This window comes from Frigidibacter sp. SD6-1, assembly GCF_030143255.1.
Taxonomy (GTDB): Bacteria; Pseudomonadota; Alphaproteobacteria; order Rhodobacterales; family Rhodobacteraceae; genus TMP-24.
Map to the genome: position 1 here is coordinate 853172 of NZ_JARJNR010000001.1, position 17411 is coordinate 870582.

Sequence of the window (17411 nt, forward strand, 5' to 3'; positions counted from 1 at the left end):
CCGGGCAGGCCGTCGGGTGAAATTTCCCCTCGACCTTTCGCACCCGCGGCACATATTCTCTGCCCCGCAGCATCAACGGGGACGGCGCATGGCACTTTCAGGCAGAACGGCAATCGTCACGGGGTCGAATTCCGGTATCGGTCTGGGCGTGGCAGAGGCGCTTGCGGCGGCGGGTGCCGATATCGTGCTGAATTCCTTCACCGACCGCGACGAGGACCATGCGCTGGCAGAGGCGCTCGGCCAGCGCCACAAGGTGAGCGCCCGCTATATAAAGGCCGACATGTCGCAGGGCGCGGACTGCCGGGCGCTGATCGCGGCGGCGGGCGGGTGCGACATTCTGGTGAACAATGCAGGCATCCAGCATGTGGCGCCCGTCGAGGACTTTCCGGTCGAGAAATGGGACCAGATCCTCGCGATCAACCTGACATCGGCCTTCCATACCAGCGCCGCCGCGCTGCCCGGCATGCGCGCGAGAGGCTGGGGGCGGATCGTCAATATCGCCTCGGCGCACGGGCTGACCGCCTCGCCCTACAAATCGGCCTATATCGCCGCCAAGCATGGCGTCGTCGGCCTGACGAAGACCGTGGCGCTCGAGGCGGCGGGGCAGGGGGTGACCTGCAACGCGATCTGCCCGGGCTATGTGCTGACGCCGCTCGTCGAGGCGCAGATCCCCGATCAGATGAAGGCCCACAAGATGGACCGCGAGACGGTGATCCGCGAGGTGATGCTTCTTCGCCAGCCCTCGCGCCAGTTCGCGACGGTCGAGCAAGTCGGCGGCACGGTGGTCTATCTCTGTTCTGCCGCCGCCGATCAGGTGACCGGCACCACGATCAGCGTCGACGGCGGCTGGACGGCGCTCTGACATCGGATGGACGGAAAAATCTTCGCGAAGATTTTTCCGTCGTCCGTCCCGTCCGGAAGGATTTTCGCGAAAATCCTTCCGGGGCATAGGTCGTGCGAGAGCGGCTTTGACAGGCAAGCCGCACCTGTCCGATAGTGGCCGGGGGAAGAGAGGCGAGAGATGTCGCAAAGCCTGCTGGTGATCGAGGACGAGGCCCATATCGCCGAGGCGCTGCGCTTTCTTCTGTCGCGGGCCGGCTGGCAGGTCGAGGTCCATGCCGATGGCGCAACGGCGGTCGAGACGATCCGGCGGCTCCGACCTTCGGCGCTGGTTCTCGACGTGATGCTGCCGGGCCGCTCTGGATACGAGATTTTGGAGGAGTTGCGCGCCGATCCGGCGCTTCGGGATCTGCCGGTCCTCATCCTGACGGCGCGCGGGCAGGAGCGGGAAAAGGCGCTGGCCGGGATCAAGGGCGCGAGCCTTTTCATGACCAAGCCTTTCGCCAATGACGAGCTGATCGCCAATCTGAGGCGCCTCGCGGGCGATCCCGCCGCCGCCCGGGCGGGCTGACGGATGCGCCAGCCGCTCTTTCTCGCCCGCAAGTCCTATCGCCTGAGGCGGCTTGTCGATGCGGCGCGGCTTTTGCCGTTCCTTGGGGCCTTTCTTTTCCTCCTGCCGGTCTTTTGGCGCGACCCGGCGAGCGGGCAAAGCCGGACGGCGCCGGGCGCGGTCTTTCTCTTCATCGCCTGGGCGGCGTTGATCGCCGCAAGCGCACTGATCGCGCGCCGGCTTGCGCAGACCGAAAGCGGCGGTCCTGACGCGGCCGCCGGACCGGGCGGATCGGAGGAGCATCAGGGCTGATGTCCTTCAACCTTCTCGTCATTGTCTGCCTCCTCTATGTCTCGCTCCTTTTCGCCGTGGCCTTTCTGGCAGAGCGGCGGGCCGAGGCCGGGCAGGGCGGCTGGCTGCGCTCGCCGCTGGTCTACACGCTGTCGCTGTCGATCTATTGCACGGCCTGGACCTTCTATGGCGCGGTGGGCTATGCGGCGCGTTCGGGGCTTGAGTTCGTGACGATCTATCTCGGGCCGACGCTCGTCTTCGCGGGCTGGCTCTGGATCGTGAGGAAGCTCGTCCGCATCGGGCGGCGCGAGAGGGTAACGTCGATCGCCGACCTGATCTCGGCGCGGTATGGCAAGTCGAACCTCCTCGGCGTCGTCGTCACCCTGATCGCGGTCGCCGCCTCCACCCCCTATATCGCACTGCAGCTTCAGTCGGTGACCCTGTCGGTCGCGGTCTTCGCCGCCGACCAGCCGCCGGCATGGGCGCTGCCCGACAGCGGCGCGACGGCAGCCTGGGTGGCGGGGGGGCTTGCGCTTTTCACCATCCTCTTCGGCACCCGCAATCTCGATGCCGACGAGCGTCACCACGGGGTCGTCACCGCGATCGCTCTTGAGGCGGTGGTGAAACTCGTGGCGCTTCTCGCGGTCGGTATCTTCACGGTCTGGACGGTGGCGGACGGCTGGGCCGACATCTACGCCCGGATCGAGGCCTCGCCGGTTGCCGAATGGCCCTTGCAGCCGGGCCGCTGGATCGGCCTGACCTTCGTCTCCGCCGCCGCCGTCCTGACCCTGCCGCGCATGTTCCAGGTGATGGTGGTCGAGAATGTCGACGAGCGTCATCTTTCTACCGCCGCCTGGGCCTTTCCGGCCTACCTTCTCCTGATGAGCCTCTTCGTCCTGCCGATCGCCGTGGTGGGGCTTGAGCGCTTGCCCCAGGGCGCCAATCCTGATCTTTTCGTCCTGACCCTGCCCCTGGCCGAGGGACGCGGCGATCTGGCGCTGCTTGCCTTCCTTGGCGGGTTTTCCTCGGCCACCTCGATGGTGATCGTGGCCGCCATCGCGCTGGCGACGATGGTGTCGAACCATGTCGTGGTGCCGCTTTGGCTCACGCTTCGCCCTGCGGGCGCACGAGATGCGGGCGATGTGCGGGGGCTCGTGCTTCTGTCGCGGCGGCTGTCGATTGCCGCCATCCTCGGGCTCGGGCTGCTCTATTACCGCCTGTCCGGCGGCTCCGCCGCGCTGGCCGCTATCGGGCTTATCGCTTTTGTCGGTGTCGCGCAGATCCTGCCTGCGATGATCGCGGGCCTCTTCTGGCGCGGTGCCACCCGGGTCGGCGCGGGCCTCGGGCTTGCGACCGGTTTCCTTGTCTGGCTCTACACACTCTTCCTGCCCTCGTTCGGGGCGGATGGCATCCTGTCCGCAGACATCATGGCCAATGGGCCGTGGGGCATCGGCTGGCTCAGGCCACAGGCGCTCTTCGGCACCGCGGCACTCGACCCGCTTCTGCACGCGCTCTTCTGGTCGCTCGGGCTGAACAGTCTGGCGCTTGTGATCGGATCGCTCCTTTCCTTCCCCGGCCCGGTCGAACGGATCCAGGCGCTTGCCTTCGTGCGGGTGTTCGAGGGCGACCGGGCGCGGCGCGGATGGTCGCAGGGGGGCGCGGACGCAGAGGAACTGCTGACCCTCGCACAGGGCATCCTCGGCGCCGATGACGCTCTGGCCTTCTTTCAGGCCGAGGCCGCCTTTCAGGGCAAGGCGGGCTTCCTGCCCGACACCACGCCCGATTTCATCGAGGCGCTGGAGCGCCGCCTTGCCGGCGCGGTCGGCGCGGCCACGGCGCATGCGATGGTCGCCCAGTTCACCGGCGCCGCCACCGTGTCGGCCGAGGAACTGATGGCGGTCGCCAGCGAGGCCAGGGAGATCATCGAATATTCCGCCGAGATCGAGGCCAAGTCGGCCGAACTGGCCCGCACCGCCCGCGCGCTTGGCGAAGCGAACGACAAGCTGCGCGATCTGTCCGTGCAGAAGGACGCTTTCCTCAGCCAGATCAGCCATGAACTGCGAACCCCGATGACCTCGATCCGCGCCTTTTCCGAGATCCTCGGCGATCCCGACCTGCCGCCCGATCTGCGTACCCGCTATACCGGTGTGATCCGGGAGGAGGCGGTGCGGCTCACGCGCCTCCTTGACGATCTGCTCGACCTCGCGGTTCTGGAAAACCGCAAGCTGCAGATGAATGTGAAGGCCGGAAATCTGCATGACCTTCTCAGCCGCGCGGTCGAGGCGGCCTCGAACACAAGGCCCGAGCGCCAGATGGTGGTGCGCCGCGATCTGGGGGCGGAGTTCCTGCCGGTCTTCACCGATACCGACCGGCTGGTGCAGGTCTTCATCAACCTGATTTCCAATGCGCGGAAATATTGCGATGCGCCGCAACCTGAGCTGAAGATCCGTGCCCGCCGCAAGGGCGGGCGGATCATCGTCGATTTCATCGACAATGGCGCCGGTATCCCGAAGAAGGATCAGGGCCTGATCTTCGAGAAATTCGCCCGCCTGACCGACACGGCGAAGGCGGGCGGCGCGGGTCTTGGTCTTGCGATCTGCCGCGAGATCATGGTCAATCTCGGCGGTTCCATCGCCTATCTGCCGGGGCAGGGGGGCGCGGCCTTTCGCGTGACCTTGCCGGTGCGCCCGCAGGTCTCGGCGGGGGCGGAGGCTGCTGAGGGGCCTGCGCCGACGGAAACGCTTTCGTAACCCTGATCAGGCAGGCTTTGTCCGAGCCCCGCGCGCTCGCTGAAGCGTCCGGGCGGCAGGATGAACGGGACGATGGACGCAAGCGAAGACGAGACGCCTCTTGCCCGCAAGATCGCGGCGCACCGGACCCGCCCGGCGGAGGGTGGCTTTCGCCTTGAACGCGCGCTCTTTACCGCGCTCGCGCGGGTGGCGGAACGGCAGATGCACCTGCCCGTCGCGCTGCGCGACAGCGGCCTGGCCAGCCGCACAGCGCCCGAGATCGCCGAGCTGCTGCCCGATCAGGCTCTCGTCCTCCTGATCGAGGGGCCGGAGGGCGCGCTTGGCACAGCGGTGCTTGATCCGGGTGCCCTCTCGGGTCTTTCCGAACAATTGATGCTCGGCCGGATCGGCGCGACCCCGCCCGACCCGCGCAAACCCACGCGCACCGATGCGGTGATGATGGCGGGTTTCCTCGATGCCGTGCTCGCCGAGTTCGACCTGCTGGTGGCCGAGGAAGGCACTTCGGGCGCAGACTGGGCCACGGGTTTCCGCTACAGCGCCCATCTCGCCGACCCGCGCCCCCTGGCGCTGATGCTCGAGGCGCCGCTCTATCACAGCTTGCGCCTCTCGCTCGCGCTCGGCGGCGCCGAGGGGCGCGCTGCGCTTCTCTCGCTCTCCATGCCGGCGCGGGGCGGCCTGGCGCTGGCGCCTGCGGCGGGCGCGTCGGCCACGGCCGCTGTCGCGGCGGACCCCTGGGGAGAGCCACTTTCTCGGGCGGTCGAGCGGGTGGAGGCGGAGGTCGAGGCGGTACTGGGCAGGGTAACGCTGCCGCTTGCCGATCTTTTGCGGCTCGAGCCGGGCCATTCGCTGCCCCTGCCGCGCCAGGCGCTCACGATGGTGCAGGTCGAGGGCGGGGACGGCAGTCTCATCTGCCTTGCCCATCTCGGTCAGGGCAACGGCCATCGCGTGCTGCGGCTGAGGCCCGCCGAGGAAGGTCAACCGCCGATCGGCCTCGCCGTCGGTCCGACCGTCGCGGTGCCCGCGTCCGAACAGCCACTCATGCGCCCGCCCGCCCATGCCTGGACCGCACCCGAGGATGATCCGCTCGCCGCCGATCTCGCAAGCGCCGGTGGCGCGGGCAATGCCACGCCCGCCGCCTTGTCGGAAAAGGTCGCCTGAGCGGCGCTGAGTGGCGCATCCGCCCTGACAGGCGCCTTCGCCGCGAAGAGGGCTGAAAGGCCCGACGAGCGGCTAGCCCAGCATCGGGCGCAATTGTTCCAGATTGTAGCCCCAGCGCGCCGCCGCGCCGATTAGCTCGTCGGCCGGGCGCTTGCCCGCCTGGGTCAGGGCCCAGGCGATGGACGACCGGTTGCCGGATGCGCAATAGGCAAAGACCGGGCCGCCTGCGGCCATCGCCTCGGCCTGGCGGGCAAGGATCGCGGGCGAGAAATCGCCCGGCGCGATCTGGTTGTCGACGAAGTCGAGCCCCGCCGCCTCGACTGCCTTGCGCATCGCGTCCGACTGCAGCTCGGGCGGGATCTCCCGGTCGGGGCGGTTGCAGATCACCCGCACGAAGCCCGCCGCCTTCAGGGCCGCCACATCCTCGGGCGCGATCTGCGGCGAGACCGCATATGTCTCTGTCAGATGCCGGATTTCCATGTACTACCCTCCGCTCAGGCCGCCGCGCCGAGCCGGGCGATCCGGGTCTTGAGGGCAGGCGCCGCGACCATACCCGCCACCATGGCGAGAAGGAAGAGCAGACCGCCCGCGCCGGAGAAGGTCGCCGTCGCCATCGCTGGGCCGGGGCAGAGGCCCGCCAGCGCCCAGCCCGCGCCGAAGAAGATCGAGCCGACGATCAGGTTCGGGTCAAGCCGCACATCGGGCTTCGTCGGGAAAGCGGTGCCGAGGACCGAGCCGCCGCGCAGCCTTGTCACCCGCCAGGCCAGCGCCATCGGCAGGATCGCGCCCGCCATCACGAAGGCCAACGTCGGGTCCCAGGCGCCGAAGAGGTCGAGCCAGCCCTGCACCTTCAGCGTGTCGGTCATGCCGGAGAGGAGAAGCCCCAGCCCGAAGGTCGCGCCCGCGAGCGCAGCGTACAGATTGCGCTTCACCTCAGATCGCTCCCACCAGATGACGGAAGAACAGCATCGCAGCGCCGCCCGCCAGAATGAAGGTCACGGTCGCGGCGATCCCGCGCAGCGACAGCCGCGAGATGCCGCAGACGCCGTGGCCCGAGGTGCAGCCGTTCGCAAGCCGCGTGCCGACACCGACCAGAAGCCCCGCCGCGACGATGACCGCAAGATTGTCGGTCAGATGATTGTCATAGCCGCCCTGCAGCAGCACGACCGCGCCCGGCACCAGAATGAGCCCTGCAAGAAAACTCAGCCGCTCGGCCGCATTGCCCCAACCCGAGCGGTCGACAAGCCCGCCGATCAGGCCCGACGCCCCCATGATCCGCCCGTTCACCAAAAGAAAGATCGCCCCGGCGAGGCCGATCACCAGCCCGCCCGCAAATCCGAATATCCAGTCCTGTTGCATCTTTCGCGCCTTTCAGACGTTTCGCGTTCTACATATATTGAAATCAGAATATGACAAGGGCCGAAAGGTTTGACTTGCGTCAAGGCCCGCGCTTTTGCAGCCTCATACTCAGGCAGACGAAGGAGTTGCCATGAATTCGCCCGACACATCACTCGACGCCCGCCGCACGCAACTGACCGGACGGCAGTCGTTTCTGCTCAGGCGCCTCAACAAGATCGAGACCGAGCTTGATGCGCATGAAGCCAAGGATTTCGAGGAAATGGCGACCGAGCGCGAGGGCGACGAGGTTCTCGAAGACCTTGGCCATTCCTCCCAGCATGAGCTGAGGATGATCGAGGCGGCGCTGAAACGGATGGAAGAGGGCGAATACGGCTATTGCACGACCTGCGGGTCGGAAATCGACGCCCACCGGCTCGACCTCATTCCCGCGACGCCTTTCTGTGCCTCCTGCGCCTCACGCCACGATGCCGATCGCGCGCGTCAAGGATAGGGCGTTGAAATTGCCGCCGGTCTGACAGAGACTTGCCTTTACAGGCGAATAATACCGGGGCGTCATGGGAGATCTGGGCGGCGATCTGGTCGGATACGACCTTGCGGGCGGCGTGGCGACGATCACGCTGAACCATCCGCCTCTGAATGCCTTGTCGCATGCCTTGCGCGCGGGCCTCCTCGCAGCACTGACCCGCGCCGAGGACGACCCGGCTGTCGGCGCCATCGTGATCGAGGCGGCGGGGCGGAGCTGGCCCGTCGGCGCGGATATCCGCGAATTCGGCCACCCCCCGAAGGCGCCGGGCCTGCCGGACCTCTGCGCCCGGATCGAAGCCTGCCCAAGGCCGGTGATCGCGGTGATGCATGGCACCGCGCTCGGCGGCGGGCTGGAACTGGCGCTGGCAACCGCCTACCGGGTCGCCCAGTCGGCGCTGAAGGTCGGCCTGCCCGAGGTGACGCTCGGGCTTCTGCCCGGTGCGGGTGGCACCCAGCGCCTGCCGCGCCTGATCGGGCCCGAGGCGGCGCTGGAAATGATGCTCGACGGCGCACAGATGGGCGCGGAAAAGGCGCTGGCGCTTGGACTCATCGATCTTGTGGTCAACGAAAACCCCGGCGAGGCGGCGCGGCGGCGGGCCGCCGATCATGTCAGCGGCAAGCGCCCGCTGGCGACGGCTGCAGAACGCACGGCGCGCGGCGCCATGCCTGCCGGTCGCTATCTTCAGGCCATCGAGGATGCGCGGGTCGAGCCGCGCGGCGCGCATGAGAAGGCCGCCCCCCTGATCATCGATTGTGTCGAGGCGGCGCTCCTCCTGCCGCCCGCGCAGGGTCATGCCCGTGAACGGGCGGCGTTCGAGGATCTCATGGCGACGGCGGAATCGCGGGCGCTGCGCCATGCTTTCCTTGCTGAACGGATTGCGGCGAAAAGCTTCGCGGCACCCGCCAACCTGCCGCAGATCGCCCGCGTCGCCATCATCGGCGGCGGTGGCATCGGTGCGAGCCTCGCGCCGATGCTGTTGCGCAAGGGCATGAGCGTCACGATCATCGAGACCGACGCCACGAGCCTCGCGCGCTCGCTGACCCTGATCGCACGGGCCGAGGAGGCTGCGGTGGCGCTTGGCGACCAGACCGAGGCGGAACGCGAATCTTCCTGGGCGCGGCTCAGCGGCGCCCATGGCGCGATGAATGCGGCGGCGGCGGCCGATCTGGTGATCGACGCGACCGCTGACGATCTAGCGCGCCGCGCGGCACTTCTGGCGACGCTGGGCGGGCTTTTGCCGCACGAGGCGCCGATCCTGTCGGTCACCCGCGCGCTCGACCCGGTGGCGCTGGCCGGTGCGACGGGCGACGCCTCGCTTCATGCCTCGCTCTATCTGCGCGAGCCGGTGCGGCGGCAGACGCTCCTCGAGGTGGCGGCGGCGGACGAAGCGGGGCCGGCCGTCATGGGCGCGGTGGCGGCCCTTGCGCGGCATCTTGGCTGGCGGGTGGTCAGGGCGGGGCCGATACCCGGCTTCATCGCGCCCTGGCTCGACAGTGCGCTGGCCGATGCCGCCGACCGCTGTCTGGGGCGCGGCGCGTTGCCGGGCGAGATCGATCGCGCCTGCAGGCAGCTCGGGCTCGTCTCGGGCGCCTATGAGGCAGAGGATTTCTACGGGCCAAGCCATCCGCTCGTCCTGCACCGGCTGCGGCGCGCGGGCGTGGGCGAAGAGCCGGTGGCGGGCGACCTGCGCCGCTGGCTGGTGGCCGAGGGCCGGACCGGCCGCCGCCAGGGCAAGGGCTGGCATATCTACCGCGCCGACGGCAGCTGGCAGGCCGATCCGGCGATCGAGGCGGAGCTTTCGGGCGAGCGGCCGCGCTTCCGGTTCCTGCCAGAGGATCTGCAACGCCGGCTTCTGGCCGCGCTCGCCAATGCCGGCGCCTGGCTGCTGAGCGAAGGCCGCGCCCGTCGCCCGGCCGAAGTTGATGCGGTGGCCATGGCGCACGGCTTCCCGCGCTGGCGCGGCGGGCCGATGCGGGCCGCGGACGAGACGGGGCTCCTCCTCCTGCGCGACGATCTGCGCCGATGGGCGGATGAGGCCGGGGACGGGTTCTGGACCCCTGCGCCGATCTGGGACGATCTGATCCGCGAGGGCCGCGGCTTCGGCGATCTCGACCGTGACTGACGCCCCGTCCGCCGGGAAGGCGCCGAAATCTTTCGAAGATTTCGGGCCGGACCCTTTGAAAGGGTCCGGTCCGGATTTCGTGGCGAAATCCGGCTACCGTCCCGTCCAGTCCGGGCGGTAGCGCACGATCTCGCGCCCCGGGAAGGCCGCCGCAAGCGCCGCCTCGTCGAGTGCCTCGGCGTCGGCAAGCCAGATCGTGCCGCCGAGCCAGGGATCGTTCAGCATCAGCGCCGATCCCATGTCGCCGTTCCGTTCGACGATCACGATCTTGCCGTCGAACCGACCATCGGCCGCATCCTCGCGCACTGTCGGATGGAAGCCGTTGTATTCGTAGTATTTCGTCACCGCCCGCCAGGGCAGGAAGACGCAGATGCCGAAGATGCAGGCATACCAGAACAGCGCGTCGATCTGCACATGCGCCTCCTCGCCCCGGTCGGGGAACCGTTCGCGCAAGGCCATGTAGCCGCGCGCCGACAGGTAGAAAAGCGGGAAGGCGGCGAGGAACCAGTAGCGCGGGCCGATGTAATAGCTGTCGGCGAACCAGTAGAAATACATGGCAAGGACGACCGTGGCGATCACCGCGATCATGGCCCAGTCGGTGCGGTTCGGGCGCTGCCAGAGGAGGAAGGCGAGGACCAGCGCCAGCGAGCCGACCGACCAGCCCATCATGTCGAACTCAAGGCTCGCGGCGAGGTTGATCACATTCACCAGCCCCTCGGTCGCCGAATGGCCGGGCCAGAGGTCAAGCGCGCCCCAGCCGCCCGGCGGCCCGATCTCGGCCCCGAAGCCATAGGCATTGGCGCCGGGCGCCCAGTGCCGGTCGATGTAGAGCGTCAGCGGCTGCAGGAAGGCCGATCCGGTGACATGCTGATTGTAGAACAGCACGACCGATCCGGTCAGCGCGCAACCCGCGCCATAGATCAGTGCCCGCCCCGGCCCGCCCATCGGCGCCAGAACCAGAAGCCAGAGCCCGGTCAGCCCGCCCGCAATCAGCCCGTCAAGCGGCCGGGTAACGAAGATCCAGCCCATCGCGAGGCCCGCAAGGAAAAGCCGCCGCAGCGCCCCGCGCGGCCCGTCGCCGGCCCTCAGGATCAGCCACCAGGCCAGAAGCATCAGGAAGAGCGTCAGCGTGTGGGTCATCAGCGAGGCCGCCATCGCGGCCAGCCAGGGCGAAGCCGCCATCATCATCGCCACCAGATCGGCCTCGTCGCGCCCGGAAAGCCGCCGGGCGATCGCATGGCCAAGCAGAACCGACAGCGCCGCCAGCACCGGCCCGATCAGCCAGGGCACGCCCGCCAGGACCCCAAGCGCGAGCACGGCAGGCCAGCCCGGCGCGGTTGCCGCATACCAGCGGCCGCCGGTCTGGTCGAAAAGGTAATAGTCAAGGCCCGGCGCCGCAGCCTCCGGCGGGGCAGGGGCGGTCAGCGCGCCGCCCGCGAATGTCTTGGCCTGGAAAAGATAGGCGACCTCGTCCTCGACATGCGGCATCCGCTCGAACGCATAGAAGGACAGAAGCAGGCTGACGACAAAAGCCACCACAGCCGGGGCAAGGGCCGTCAGCCGGTAAAGCCCGCTGATCGGGCTTTTCACCTGGCTCATCGCCGCGAAGACCAGGAAATGCACCAGCGTCAGCGCGATGCCCACGACCACATGCGCGGCATAGGCGGCAGCGGCACCCCGCGCCATGTACCCCAGAAGCGGCACCGACAGAAAGCCGGTCATCAGGATGAAAAGCGCGATCTGCCCGAGCCCCAGCCTTTCGTTTGCCGTCTGCAGCACACGGCCCAGACCGGCGCGCCCCAGCACCAGAAGCGCCACCAGCGCCTCGGCCGCGATCACGCCCCCGGTTGCCCATTCCTTCCAGTTCTTGGGCGACAGGTGGATCGCCGGGAACCATTCCGGTTCGGTGATATAGAGCTGCGCCGCGCCGCCGGTGACGAGGAAGAAGGCAAGGACCCCGAAGACCAGCGCCCCGCGCCGCGCGCAGATTCCGAAGGCGATTGCCGCCACACCGCCCACGGTGAAATACCAGCGGTCGATCAGCGCCGAAGGCCGCCCGTACATCTCGTCTGTCACAAGGATCGCCCCGACGATCAGAGCGAGCCCGAGCCAGATCGCGGCTGCGCCGAAACCACGCATCCCCGCCATCATGCCCGCGCCTTCGCCCGGGCGATCCGCTGAGGGGGCGCCTCGACATTGCCCTCGTCGCCGATATTGACCAGCTCACGCTCGATCACCATCGGCCCGCCCCGCACCTGATTGTGGATCGAGGTGATATATTCGCCAAGCATCCCGATGAAGAGAAGCTGGATGCCGGAGAGGAAGAACAAGGCCACGATGATCGTCGTCGTCCCGCGCGGGCCGACGCCGATGCCAAAGAGATAGGCCACGACCGAGAAGAGCGCGAAGAGGATCGAGGCGGCGGCGATGCCGGTGCCGACGAAGGTGCAGGCCCGCATCGGCGCCTTGGTGAAGGCGAAGATCGCGTTCAGCGCCTGATCGACCAGCATGAAGAGATTGTGCTTCGAAACACCGCGCTTTCGCGCCCGCCAGGTATAGGGGATGATGATCCGCTTGAACCCGACCGAGGCGATGATGCCGCGGATATAGGGGTAATGGTCATTGTGCTTCAGCACCGCTTCCAGCACCTTGCGGTCGATCAACTGGAACTCTCCGACATCGGGGCTCAATTCAAAGTCAGACAGCGCATTTACCAGACGATAGAATATCTTGCGGGACGTTCTTAAGGCAAACGTCTCTTCCCGCGTCGACCGGGCGCCCGCCACGATTTCATAGCCCTGTTCCCAGAGCTTCACGAATTCCGGCAAAAGCTCCGGCGGGTCCTGCAGATCGACCGGCAGCATCACGAGTGTCGCATCGCCCGTGGCGTGGCGAAGCCCGTTGAAGGTCGACCGGAAGACGCCGAAATTCCGTGCATTCACCACGATCTTGACGCTCGGGTCCTGTGCGGCGATGCCTTTCAGGATCTCGACCGTGCGGTCGGACGAGCAATTGTCGATGAAGATGTGCTCGCGCTCGTACCCCGGCAGCTCGCGTTCGAAGATTGCCCTGACCGTCTCGTGGCAGGCTTCGACATTGTCCTCTTCATTGTAGCAGGGCGAGACGATCGTGATCTTCTTCATGGGCTGCATCAATCTGTCGGGAAATGAAATGGGCACGACTCGGTAACGCTACGGGATTATTGTTGCACGGTTCTAGCACGGTCAGCGGCGCGCACAGCACTCAGGCGACAATTGTTGCCGAAAACGCGCGCTTCGGCGTCACAGAGCGAAATTGTCACTCTGGCACAGGAATGCGACGCGGGGCCGCGTGCCTGTTTGCGCTCCGCTCCGATCGGTTGAAACTTGCGCAATCTGTCTAGAACCATTCGTTTTCCGGTGAGTGTCCGCCGATTCCTCAGCTATCCTTCCGCAAAACGAGGAGGATTCCATGCCGCTTGCCATGAACCGCGACGTCTTCATCACCTGCGCCGTCACCGGATCGGGTGGCACCCAGGACCGCAGCCCGCATGTGCCGCGCTCGCCCGAACAGATTGCGAAATCCGCGATTGACGCGGCCAAGGCCGGTGCCGCCATCGTCCATTGCCACGTTCGCGATCCCGAAAGTGGCAAACCCTCTCGCGATCCGAAGCTCTACCGCGAAGTCACCGAACGCATCCGCGACAGCGCGACCGACGTCGTCCTGAACCTGACCGCCGGCATGGGCGGCGACATGGTGTTCGGCGACGTCGAAAACCCGCTGCCCCTGAACCCCAGGGGCACCGACATGGGCGGTGCGACGAACCGGATGGAGCATGTCGTCGACTGCCTGCCGGAAATCTGCACGCTCGACTGCGGCACGATGAACTTCGCCGAGGCCGATTATGTGATGACCAACACGCCCGGCATGCTGCGCGCGATGGGCGGCATGATGACGGCGGTCGGCGTGTTGCCGGAGATCGAGGCGTTCGACACCGGGCACCTGTGGTTCGCGAAGGAACTGGTGAAAGAGGGCGTCCTGAAATCCCCCGCGCTGGTCCAGCTTTGCATGGGCGTGCCGTGGGGGGCGCCGAACGACCTCAACACCTTCATGGCGATGGTCAACAATGTGCCCGCCGACTGGAACTGGTCGGCCTTCTCGCTCGGCCGCGACCAGATGGCCTATGTCGCCGCCGCCGTTCTGGCGGGCGGCAATGTCCGCGTCGGGCTCGAGGACAACCTCTGGCTCGGCAAGGGGCAGCTCGCGACCAACGCCCAGCTTGTCGAACGGGCGGTGACGATCATCGAGACCATGGGCGCGCGGGTGATCGGGCCAGACGAGGTACGGGCGCGGCTGGGGCTGACCAAGCGGGCGCCGCGCGCGCGCTGATTGTCGGGACGCTGTCGGGACGGCTGCCCGACGCGGGCGGGACGGAAAACAGACGGGTAGGAACGGATATGGCAAGGAAAGCGGCAATCATCGGCGGCGGGGTCATCGGCGGCGGTTGGGCCGCGCGGTTTCTGCTCAATGGCTGGGACGTGGCGGTCTTCGACCCCGATCCACAGGCCGAACGCAAGATCGGCGAGGTGCTGGCGAACGCCCGCGCCGCCTTGCCCGCGCTCTCGGACGTTCCGTTGCCGCCGGAAGGCCGGATCAGCTTTTGCGGCACGATCACCGAAGCCGTGGAAGGTGCTGACTATATTCAGGAATCCGTCTCCGAACGGATCGAGTTGAAGCATCGCGTCTTCGCCCAGATCCAGCAGTCCTCGCACGGCGTTCCGATCGGCTCTTCGACCTCGGGTTTCAAGCCCTCGGAGCTTCAGGAAAATGCCGCCGATCCTTCGGTGATCTTCGTCGCCCACCCGTTCAATCCGGTCTACCTTCTGCCGCTGGCCGAAGTGGTTCCAAGCGCGAAGTCCGACGCTCAGGTGATTGAAAAAGCAAAGGAAATCCTTCGCGAGATCGGCATGTTCCCGCTGCATGTAAGGAAGGAAATCGATGCCCATATCGCCGACCGTTTCCTCGAAGCCGTCTGGCGCGAGGCGCTGTGGCTGGTGAAGGACGGCGTCGCCACGACCGAGGAGATAGACGAGGCGATCCGCATGGGCTTCGGCCTGCGCTGGGGCCAGATGGGCCTATTCGAGACCTACCGCATTGCCGGCGGCGAAGCGGGCATGAAGCATTTCCTCGCCCAGTTCGGCCCCTGCCTGACCTGGCCCTGGACCAAGCTCATGGATGTGCCCGAATTCAATGACGAACTGGTCGATCTGATCGCCGGCCAGTCCGACGAACAATCTGGCCATCACACAATCCGCGAACTGGAACGGATCCGGGATTCGAACCTCATCGGTTTCATGCGGGTCCTGAAAGATCGCAACTGGGGCGCGGGGAAGGTGCTGAAGGAGCATGACAGGATGCTTGCCGCCAAACTGCCCGCGCCGCCGAAGCCAGAGCCGTTGGCGATGGCCCACATGCAGGTCCTGCCCGGTTGGATCGACTATAACGGCCACATGACGGAGAGCCGGTATTTGTTCGCGTCGTCAGAGACTTCCGACAATTTCCTCAGGTTGATCGGCGCCGACATGGACTATGTCGCGGGTGGCCACAGCTATTATACGGCCGAGACGCATATCATGCACCTTGGTGAGGCGAAGCTTGGCGACCGGCTTACGGGTTCGGTGCAGGTGCTGCATGCCGACGAGAAGCGGCTTCATGTCTTCATCCGCATTGCCCGTGGCGACGAGGTCGTGGCGAGCCTCGAACAGATGCTTCTGCATGTCGACATGAAGGCGGGCAAGACCTGCCCGGCAGCGCCGGAGGTTCTGGCCAAGCTCATGCCCATCGCCGAGGCGCACAAGGCGCTTCCCCTGCCGAAGGACGCGGGCCGGTTCTGCGGGCAGCGCAAGTGAGGCGGGTCCTCATCACAGCGGGCGCGAACGGTATCGGGCTGGTGATGGCGCAGGCCTTCGCGGCCGCGGGCGACCGGGTCTGGGTGACGGATGTGGACGCCGCGGCTGTTGCTGCGGTTCCGGCCCCCATCCGGGCCAGTGTCTGCGACGCGGCCAACGAGGGCCAGATGGCGACATTGTTCAAAGAAATCAGCGCCGAATGGGGTGGCCTTGATGTTCTTTGTTCGAACGCCGGGATCAAGGGGCCGACGGCCCCGATCGAGGATATGCCGCTGGACGGCTGGCACCAGTGCCTTGCCGTGAACCTGGATGGCGCAATGCTGGCGGCAAAGCATGCGGCCCCCCTGATGAAGGCCCGGGGGGCGGGGGTGATGATTTTCACTTCCTCGACCTCCGGGCTCTACGGTACACCCTTCCGCGCGCCCTATGTGGCGGCGAAATGGGCGGTGATCGGGCTGATGAAGACCGTGGCGATGGAGCTTGGCCCCTTCGGCATCCGCGCGAACGCCATATGCCCGGGTTCGGTCAACGGCCCGCGTATCGACCGGGTGATCGAGGCCGAGGCGGAAGCCAAGGGGATGACGCCGGAGGCGGTGCGGCAGGGCTATGCGGCCGGCACGGCGCTGAAGCGGCTGTCCGACCCCGAGGATGTGGCCGACATGGCGCTTTTCCTCGCCTCGGACGCGGCGCGCATGATCTCGGGTCAGGCGCTTGCCGTCGATGGCATGACCTACAACGTTGATCCGTAAGGAGAAAAGCGATGCATTTCGGATTGACCGAAGAACAGCAGATGATCGTCGACACGACGCGGGCCTTCGTCGAGAATGAGCTCTACCCGCATGAGATGACGGTCGAGCGGACGGGTCGCCTGCCTCTGGACCTGATCAGGGAGGTCCAGAAGAAGGCAATCGAGGCGGGGCTTTACGCGGCGAACATGCCAGCGGAGTTTGGGGGCGCGGGCCTCGATACGCTGCAGTGGCTGCTTTACGAGAAGGAACTGGGGCGGGCCAATTATGCGCTGCACTGGACTTGCGTGGCGCGGCCGTCGAACATCCTTCTGGCCGGGAACGAGGAACAGCGCCAGCAGTACCTTCACCCCTGCATCCGGGGCGAGACATGGGATTGCCTTGCGATGACCGAGCCCGGAGCGGGGTCGGACCTCAGGGGGATGAGGGCCTCGGCCCGGCAGGACGGCGACGACTGGATTCTCAATGGAACCAAGCACTTCATCAGCCATGCTGACATCGCGGGCTTTGCCATCGTCTTCATGGCGACCGGCGAGGAAGAGACGCCGCGCGGAGTGAAGAAGAAGATCACCGCCTTCTTCGTCGATAAGGGGACGAAGGGTTTCACCGTGCGCGACGGTTACCGGAACGTATCGCACCGGGGTTATACGAACGCGGTCCTCGAATTCGACGATTGCCGCCTGAACAAGCGCCAGATCCTGGGCGAAGTGCACAGGGGGTTCGAGGTCGCGAATTCCTGGCTGGGGGCGACGCGTCTGCAGGTTGCCTCGACCTGCCTCGGGCGGGCGGAACGGGCGTTGGGGCATGCGATTTCCTACGCGGCGGAGCGGGAACAGTTCGGCCAGAAGATCGGCAAGTTTCAGGGAATTTCCTTCAAACTCGCGGACATGGCGATGGAACTTAAGGCAGCCGAGCTGCTGACGCGGGAGGCCGCCTGGAAATATGATCAGGGTTCGGTGACCGAGGCCGACATGTCGATGGCCAAACTGAAGGCGACCGAAGTGCTGGCGATGATCGCCGACGAGGCGATCCAGATCCATGGCGGCATGGGGCTGATGGACGAACTGCCGCTGGAGCGGATCTGGCGCGATGCGCGGGTCGAGCGGATCTGGGAGGGGACGAGCGAGATCCAGCGGCATATCATCAGCCGGGAGTTGCTGCGCCCGCTCGGGGCGTGAGTT

General features: G+C 66.7%; 16 protein-coding genes. 11 read left to right on the forward strand and 5 right to left on the reverse strand.

Annotated features, from left to right (window positions below):
• Positions 1–88: 88 nt before the first annotated feature.
• From P0645_RS04125 to P0645_RS04145, 5 genes are all read left to right on the forward strand, one after another.
• Positions 89–862, forward strand: a complete 774-nt coding sequence (locus P0645_RS04125) for a 3-hydroxybutyrate dehydrogenase (RefSeq protein WP_284163285.1) — start codon at positions 89–91, stop codon at positions 860–862.
• Positions 863–1021: 159 nt separating this feature from the next.
• On the forward strand, positions 1022–1411 hold the full coding sequence (locus P0645_RS04130; RefSeq protein ID WP_284163286.1) for a response regulator transcription factor: 390 nt from the start codon (positions 1022–1024) through the stop codon (positions 1409–1411).
• A 3-nt stretch (positions 1412–1414) separates the two neighbouring features.
• The gene (locus P0645_RS04135) at positions 1415–1702 is read left to right on the forward strand and encodes a hypothetical protein (RefSeq protein WP_284163287.1); all 288 of its coding nucleotides are present in this window, start codon (positions 1415–1417) and stop codon (positions 1700–1702) included.
• On the forward strand, positions 1702–4431 hold the full coding sequence (locus P0645_RS04140) for an ATP-binding protein (protein ID WP_284163288.1): 2730 nt from the start codon (positions 1702–1704) through the stop codon (positions 4429–4431). Before P0645_RS04135 ends, P0645_RS04140 begins: the two co-directional genes overlap by 1 nt.
• 72 nt (positions 4432–4503) lie before the next feature.
• Positions 4504–5589 (forward strand): FliM/FliN family flagellar motor C-terminal domain-containing protein, encoded by a 1086-nt coding sequence (locus P0645_RS04145; RefSeq protein WP_284163289.1) that lies wholly within the window; start codon positions 4504–4506, stop codon positions 5587–5589.
• Between the two features lie 72 nt (positions 5590–5661).
• Here P0645_RS04145 and P0645_RS04150 read toward each other — a convergent pair whose 3' ends face one another.
• Genes P0645_RS04150 through P0645_RS04160 form a run of 3 tightly spaced genes read right to left on the reverse strand, consistent with a single transcriptional unit; the run spans position 5662 to position 6948 of the window.
• Positions 5662–6069, reverse strand: coding sequence for a protein tyrosine phosphatase family protein (locus P0645_RS04150; protein ID WP_284163290.1), 408 nt, complete (start codon positions 6067–6069; stop codon positions 5662–5664).
• 14 nt (positions 6070–6083) lie between these two features.
• Complete coding sequence (locus tag P0645_RS04155; RefSeq protein ID WP_284163291.1) at positions 6084–6521, reverse strand: DUF6691 family protein; 438 nt, start codon at positions 6519–6521, stop codon at positions 6084–6086.
• 1 nt (position 6522) lies between these two features.
• Positions 6523–6948, reverse strand: a complete 426-nt coding sequence (locus P0645_RS04160; RefSeq protein WP_284163292.1) for a YeeE/YedE family protein — start codon at positions 6946–6948, stop codon at positions 6523–6525.
• A 130-nt stretch (positions 6949–7078) separates the two neighbouring features.
• Between P0645_RS04160 and P0645_RS04165 the strand changes: the two genes are divergently transcribed.
• Together P0645_RS04165 and P0645_RS04170 are read left to right on the forward strand one after the other, a co-directional pair.
• The gene (locus P0645_RS04165) at positions 7079–7438 is read left to right on the forward strand and encodes a TraR/DksA family transcriptional regulator (protein WP_284163293.1); all 360 of its coding nucleotides are present in this window, start codon (positions 7079–7081) and stop codon (positions 7436–7438) included.
• Between the two features lie 64 nt (positions 7439–7502).
• Complete coding sequence (locus P0645_RS04170) at positions 7503–9596, forward strand: enoyl-CoA hydratase-related protein (RefSeq protein WP_284163294.1); 2094 nt, start codon at positions 7503–7505, stop codon at positions 9594–9596.
• A 93-nt stretch (positions 9597–9689) separates the two neighbouring features.
• On the opposite strand, the gene P0645_RS04175 is transcribed toward P0645_RS04170, so the two are convergent.
• Both P0645_RS04175 and P0645_RS04180 read right to left on the reverse strand, forming a co-directional pair.
• Positions 9690–11735 (reverse strand): glycosyltransferase family 39 protein, encoded by a 2046-nt coding sequence (locus tag P0645_RS04175; protein WP_284163295.1) that lies wholly within the window; start codon positions 11733–11735, stop codon positions 9690–9692.
• 8 nt (positions 11736–11743) lie between these two features.
• A complete protein-coding gene (locus P0645_RS04180) occupies positions 11744–12739 on the reverse strand; it encodes a glycosyltransferase family 2 protein (protein WP_284163296.1) in 996 nt (331 codons plus the stop codon).
• Positions 12740–13046: 307 nt separating this feature from the next.
• On the opposite strand from P0645_RS04180, the gene bcoG reads away from it, so the two are divergent.
• From bcoG to P0645_RS04200, 4 genes are all read left to right on the forward strand, one after another.
• Positions 13047–13964 (forward strand): 3-dehydrocarnitine:acetyl-CoA trimethylamine transferase BcoG, encoded by a 918-nt coding sequence (gene bcoG, locus P0645_RS04185; protein ID WP_284163297.1) that lies wholly within the window; start codon positions 13047–13049, stop codon positions 13962–13964.
• Positions 13965–14032: 68 nt separating this feature from the next.
• A complete protein-coding gene (locus P0645_RS04190; protein ID WP_284163298.1) occupies positions 14033–15484 on the forward strand; it encodes a carnitine 3-dehydrogenase in 1452 nt (483 codons plus the stop codon).
• Positions 15481–16233: an SDR family oxidoreductase gene (locus tag P0645_RS04195; protein WP_284163299.1), complete on the forward strand. Its 753-nt coding sequence runs from the start codon at positions 15481–15483 to the stop codon at positions 16231–16233. The genes P0645_RS04190 and P0645_RS04195 overlap by 4 nt, the downstream gene beginning before the upstream one ends.
• 11 nt (positions 16234–16244) lie before the next feature.
• The gene (locus P0645_RS04200; RefSeq protein ID WP_284163300.1) at positions 16245–17408 is read left to right on the forward strand and encodes an acyl-CoA dehydrogenase family protein; all 1164 of its coding nucleotides are present in this window, start codon (positions 16245–16247) and stop codon (positions 17406–17408) included.
• The last annotated feature ends 3 nt before the right edge of the window (positions 17409–17411 follow it).

Excerpts from the sequence above, each read along its gene's own strand:
- P0645_RS04150 (WP_284163290.1), bottom strand. The coding sequence starts at position 6,069 with ATGGAAATCCGGCATCTGACAGAGACATATGCGGTCTCGCCGCAGATC.
- P0645_RS04190 (WP_284163298.1), top strand. The coding sequence starts at position 14,033 with ATGGCAAGGAAAGCGGCAATCATCGGCGGCGGGGTCATCGGCGGCGGT.
- P0645_RS04130 (WP_284163286.1), top strand. The coding sequence starts at position 1,022 with ATGTCGCAAAGCCTGCTGGTGATCGAGGACGAGGCCCATATCGCCGAG.
- P0645_RS04200 (WP_284163300.1), top strand. The coding sequence starts at position 16,245 with ATGCATTTCGGATTGACCGAAGAACAGCAGATGATCGTCGACACGACG.
- P0645_RS04165 (WP_284163293.1), top strand. The coding sequence starts at position 7,079 with ATGAATTCGCCCGACACATCACTCGACGCCCGCCGCACGCAACTGACC.
- bcoG (WP_284163297.1), top strand. The coding sequence starts at position 13,047 with ATGCCGCTTGCCATGAACCGCGACGTCTTCATCACCTGCGCCGTCACC.
- P0645_RS04180 (WP_284163296.1), bottom strand. The coding sequence starts at position 12,739 with ATGAAGAAGATCACGATCGTCTCGCCCTGCTACAATGAAGAGGACAAT.
- P0645_RS04170 (WP_284163294.1), top strand. The coding sequence starts at position 7,503 with ATGGGAGATCTGGGCGGCGATCTGGTCGGATACGACCTTGCGGGCGGC.
- P0645_RS04160 (WP_284163292.1), bottom strand. The coding sequence starts at position 6,948 with ATGCAACAGGACTGGATATTCGGATTTGCGGGCGGGCTGGTGATCGGC.
- P0645_RS04135 (WP_284163287.1), top strand. The coding sequence starts at position 1,415 with ATGCGCCAGCCGCTCTTTCTCGCCCGCAAGTCCTATCGCCTGAGGCGG.
- P0645_RS04175 (WP_284163295.1), bottom strand. The coding sequence starts at position 11,735 with ATGCGTGGTTTCGGCGCAGCCGCGATCTGGCTCGGGCTCGCTCTGATC.
- P0645_RS04145 (WP_284163289.1), top strand. The coding sequence starts at position 4,504 with ATGGACGCAAGCGAAGACGAGACGCCTCTTGCCCGCAAGATCGCGGCG.
- P0645_RS04140 (WP_284163288.1), top strand. The coding sequence starts at position 1,702 with ATGTCCTTCAACCTTCTCGTCATTGTCTGCCTCCTCTATGTCTCGCTC.
- P0645_RS04125 (WP_284163285.1), top strand. The coding sequence starts at position 89 with ATGGCACTTTCAGGCAGAACGGCAATCGTCACGGGGTCGAATTCCGGT.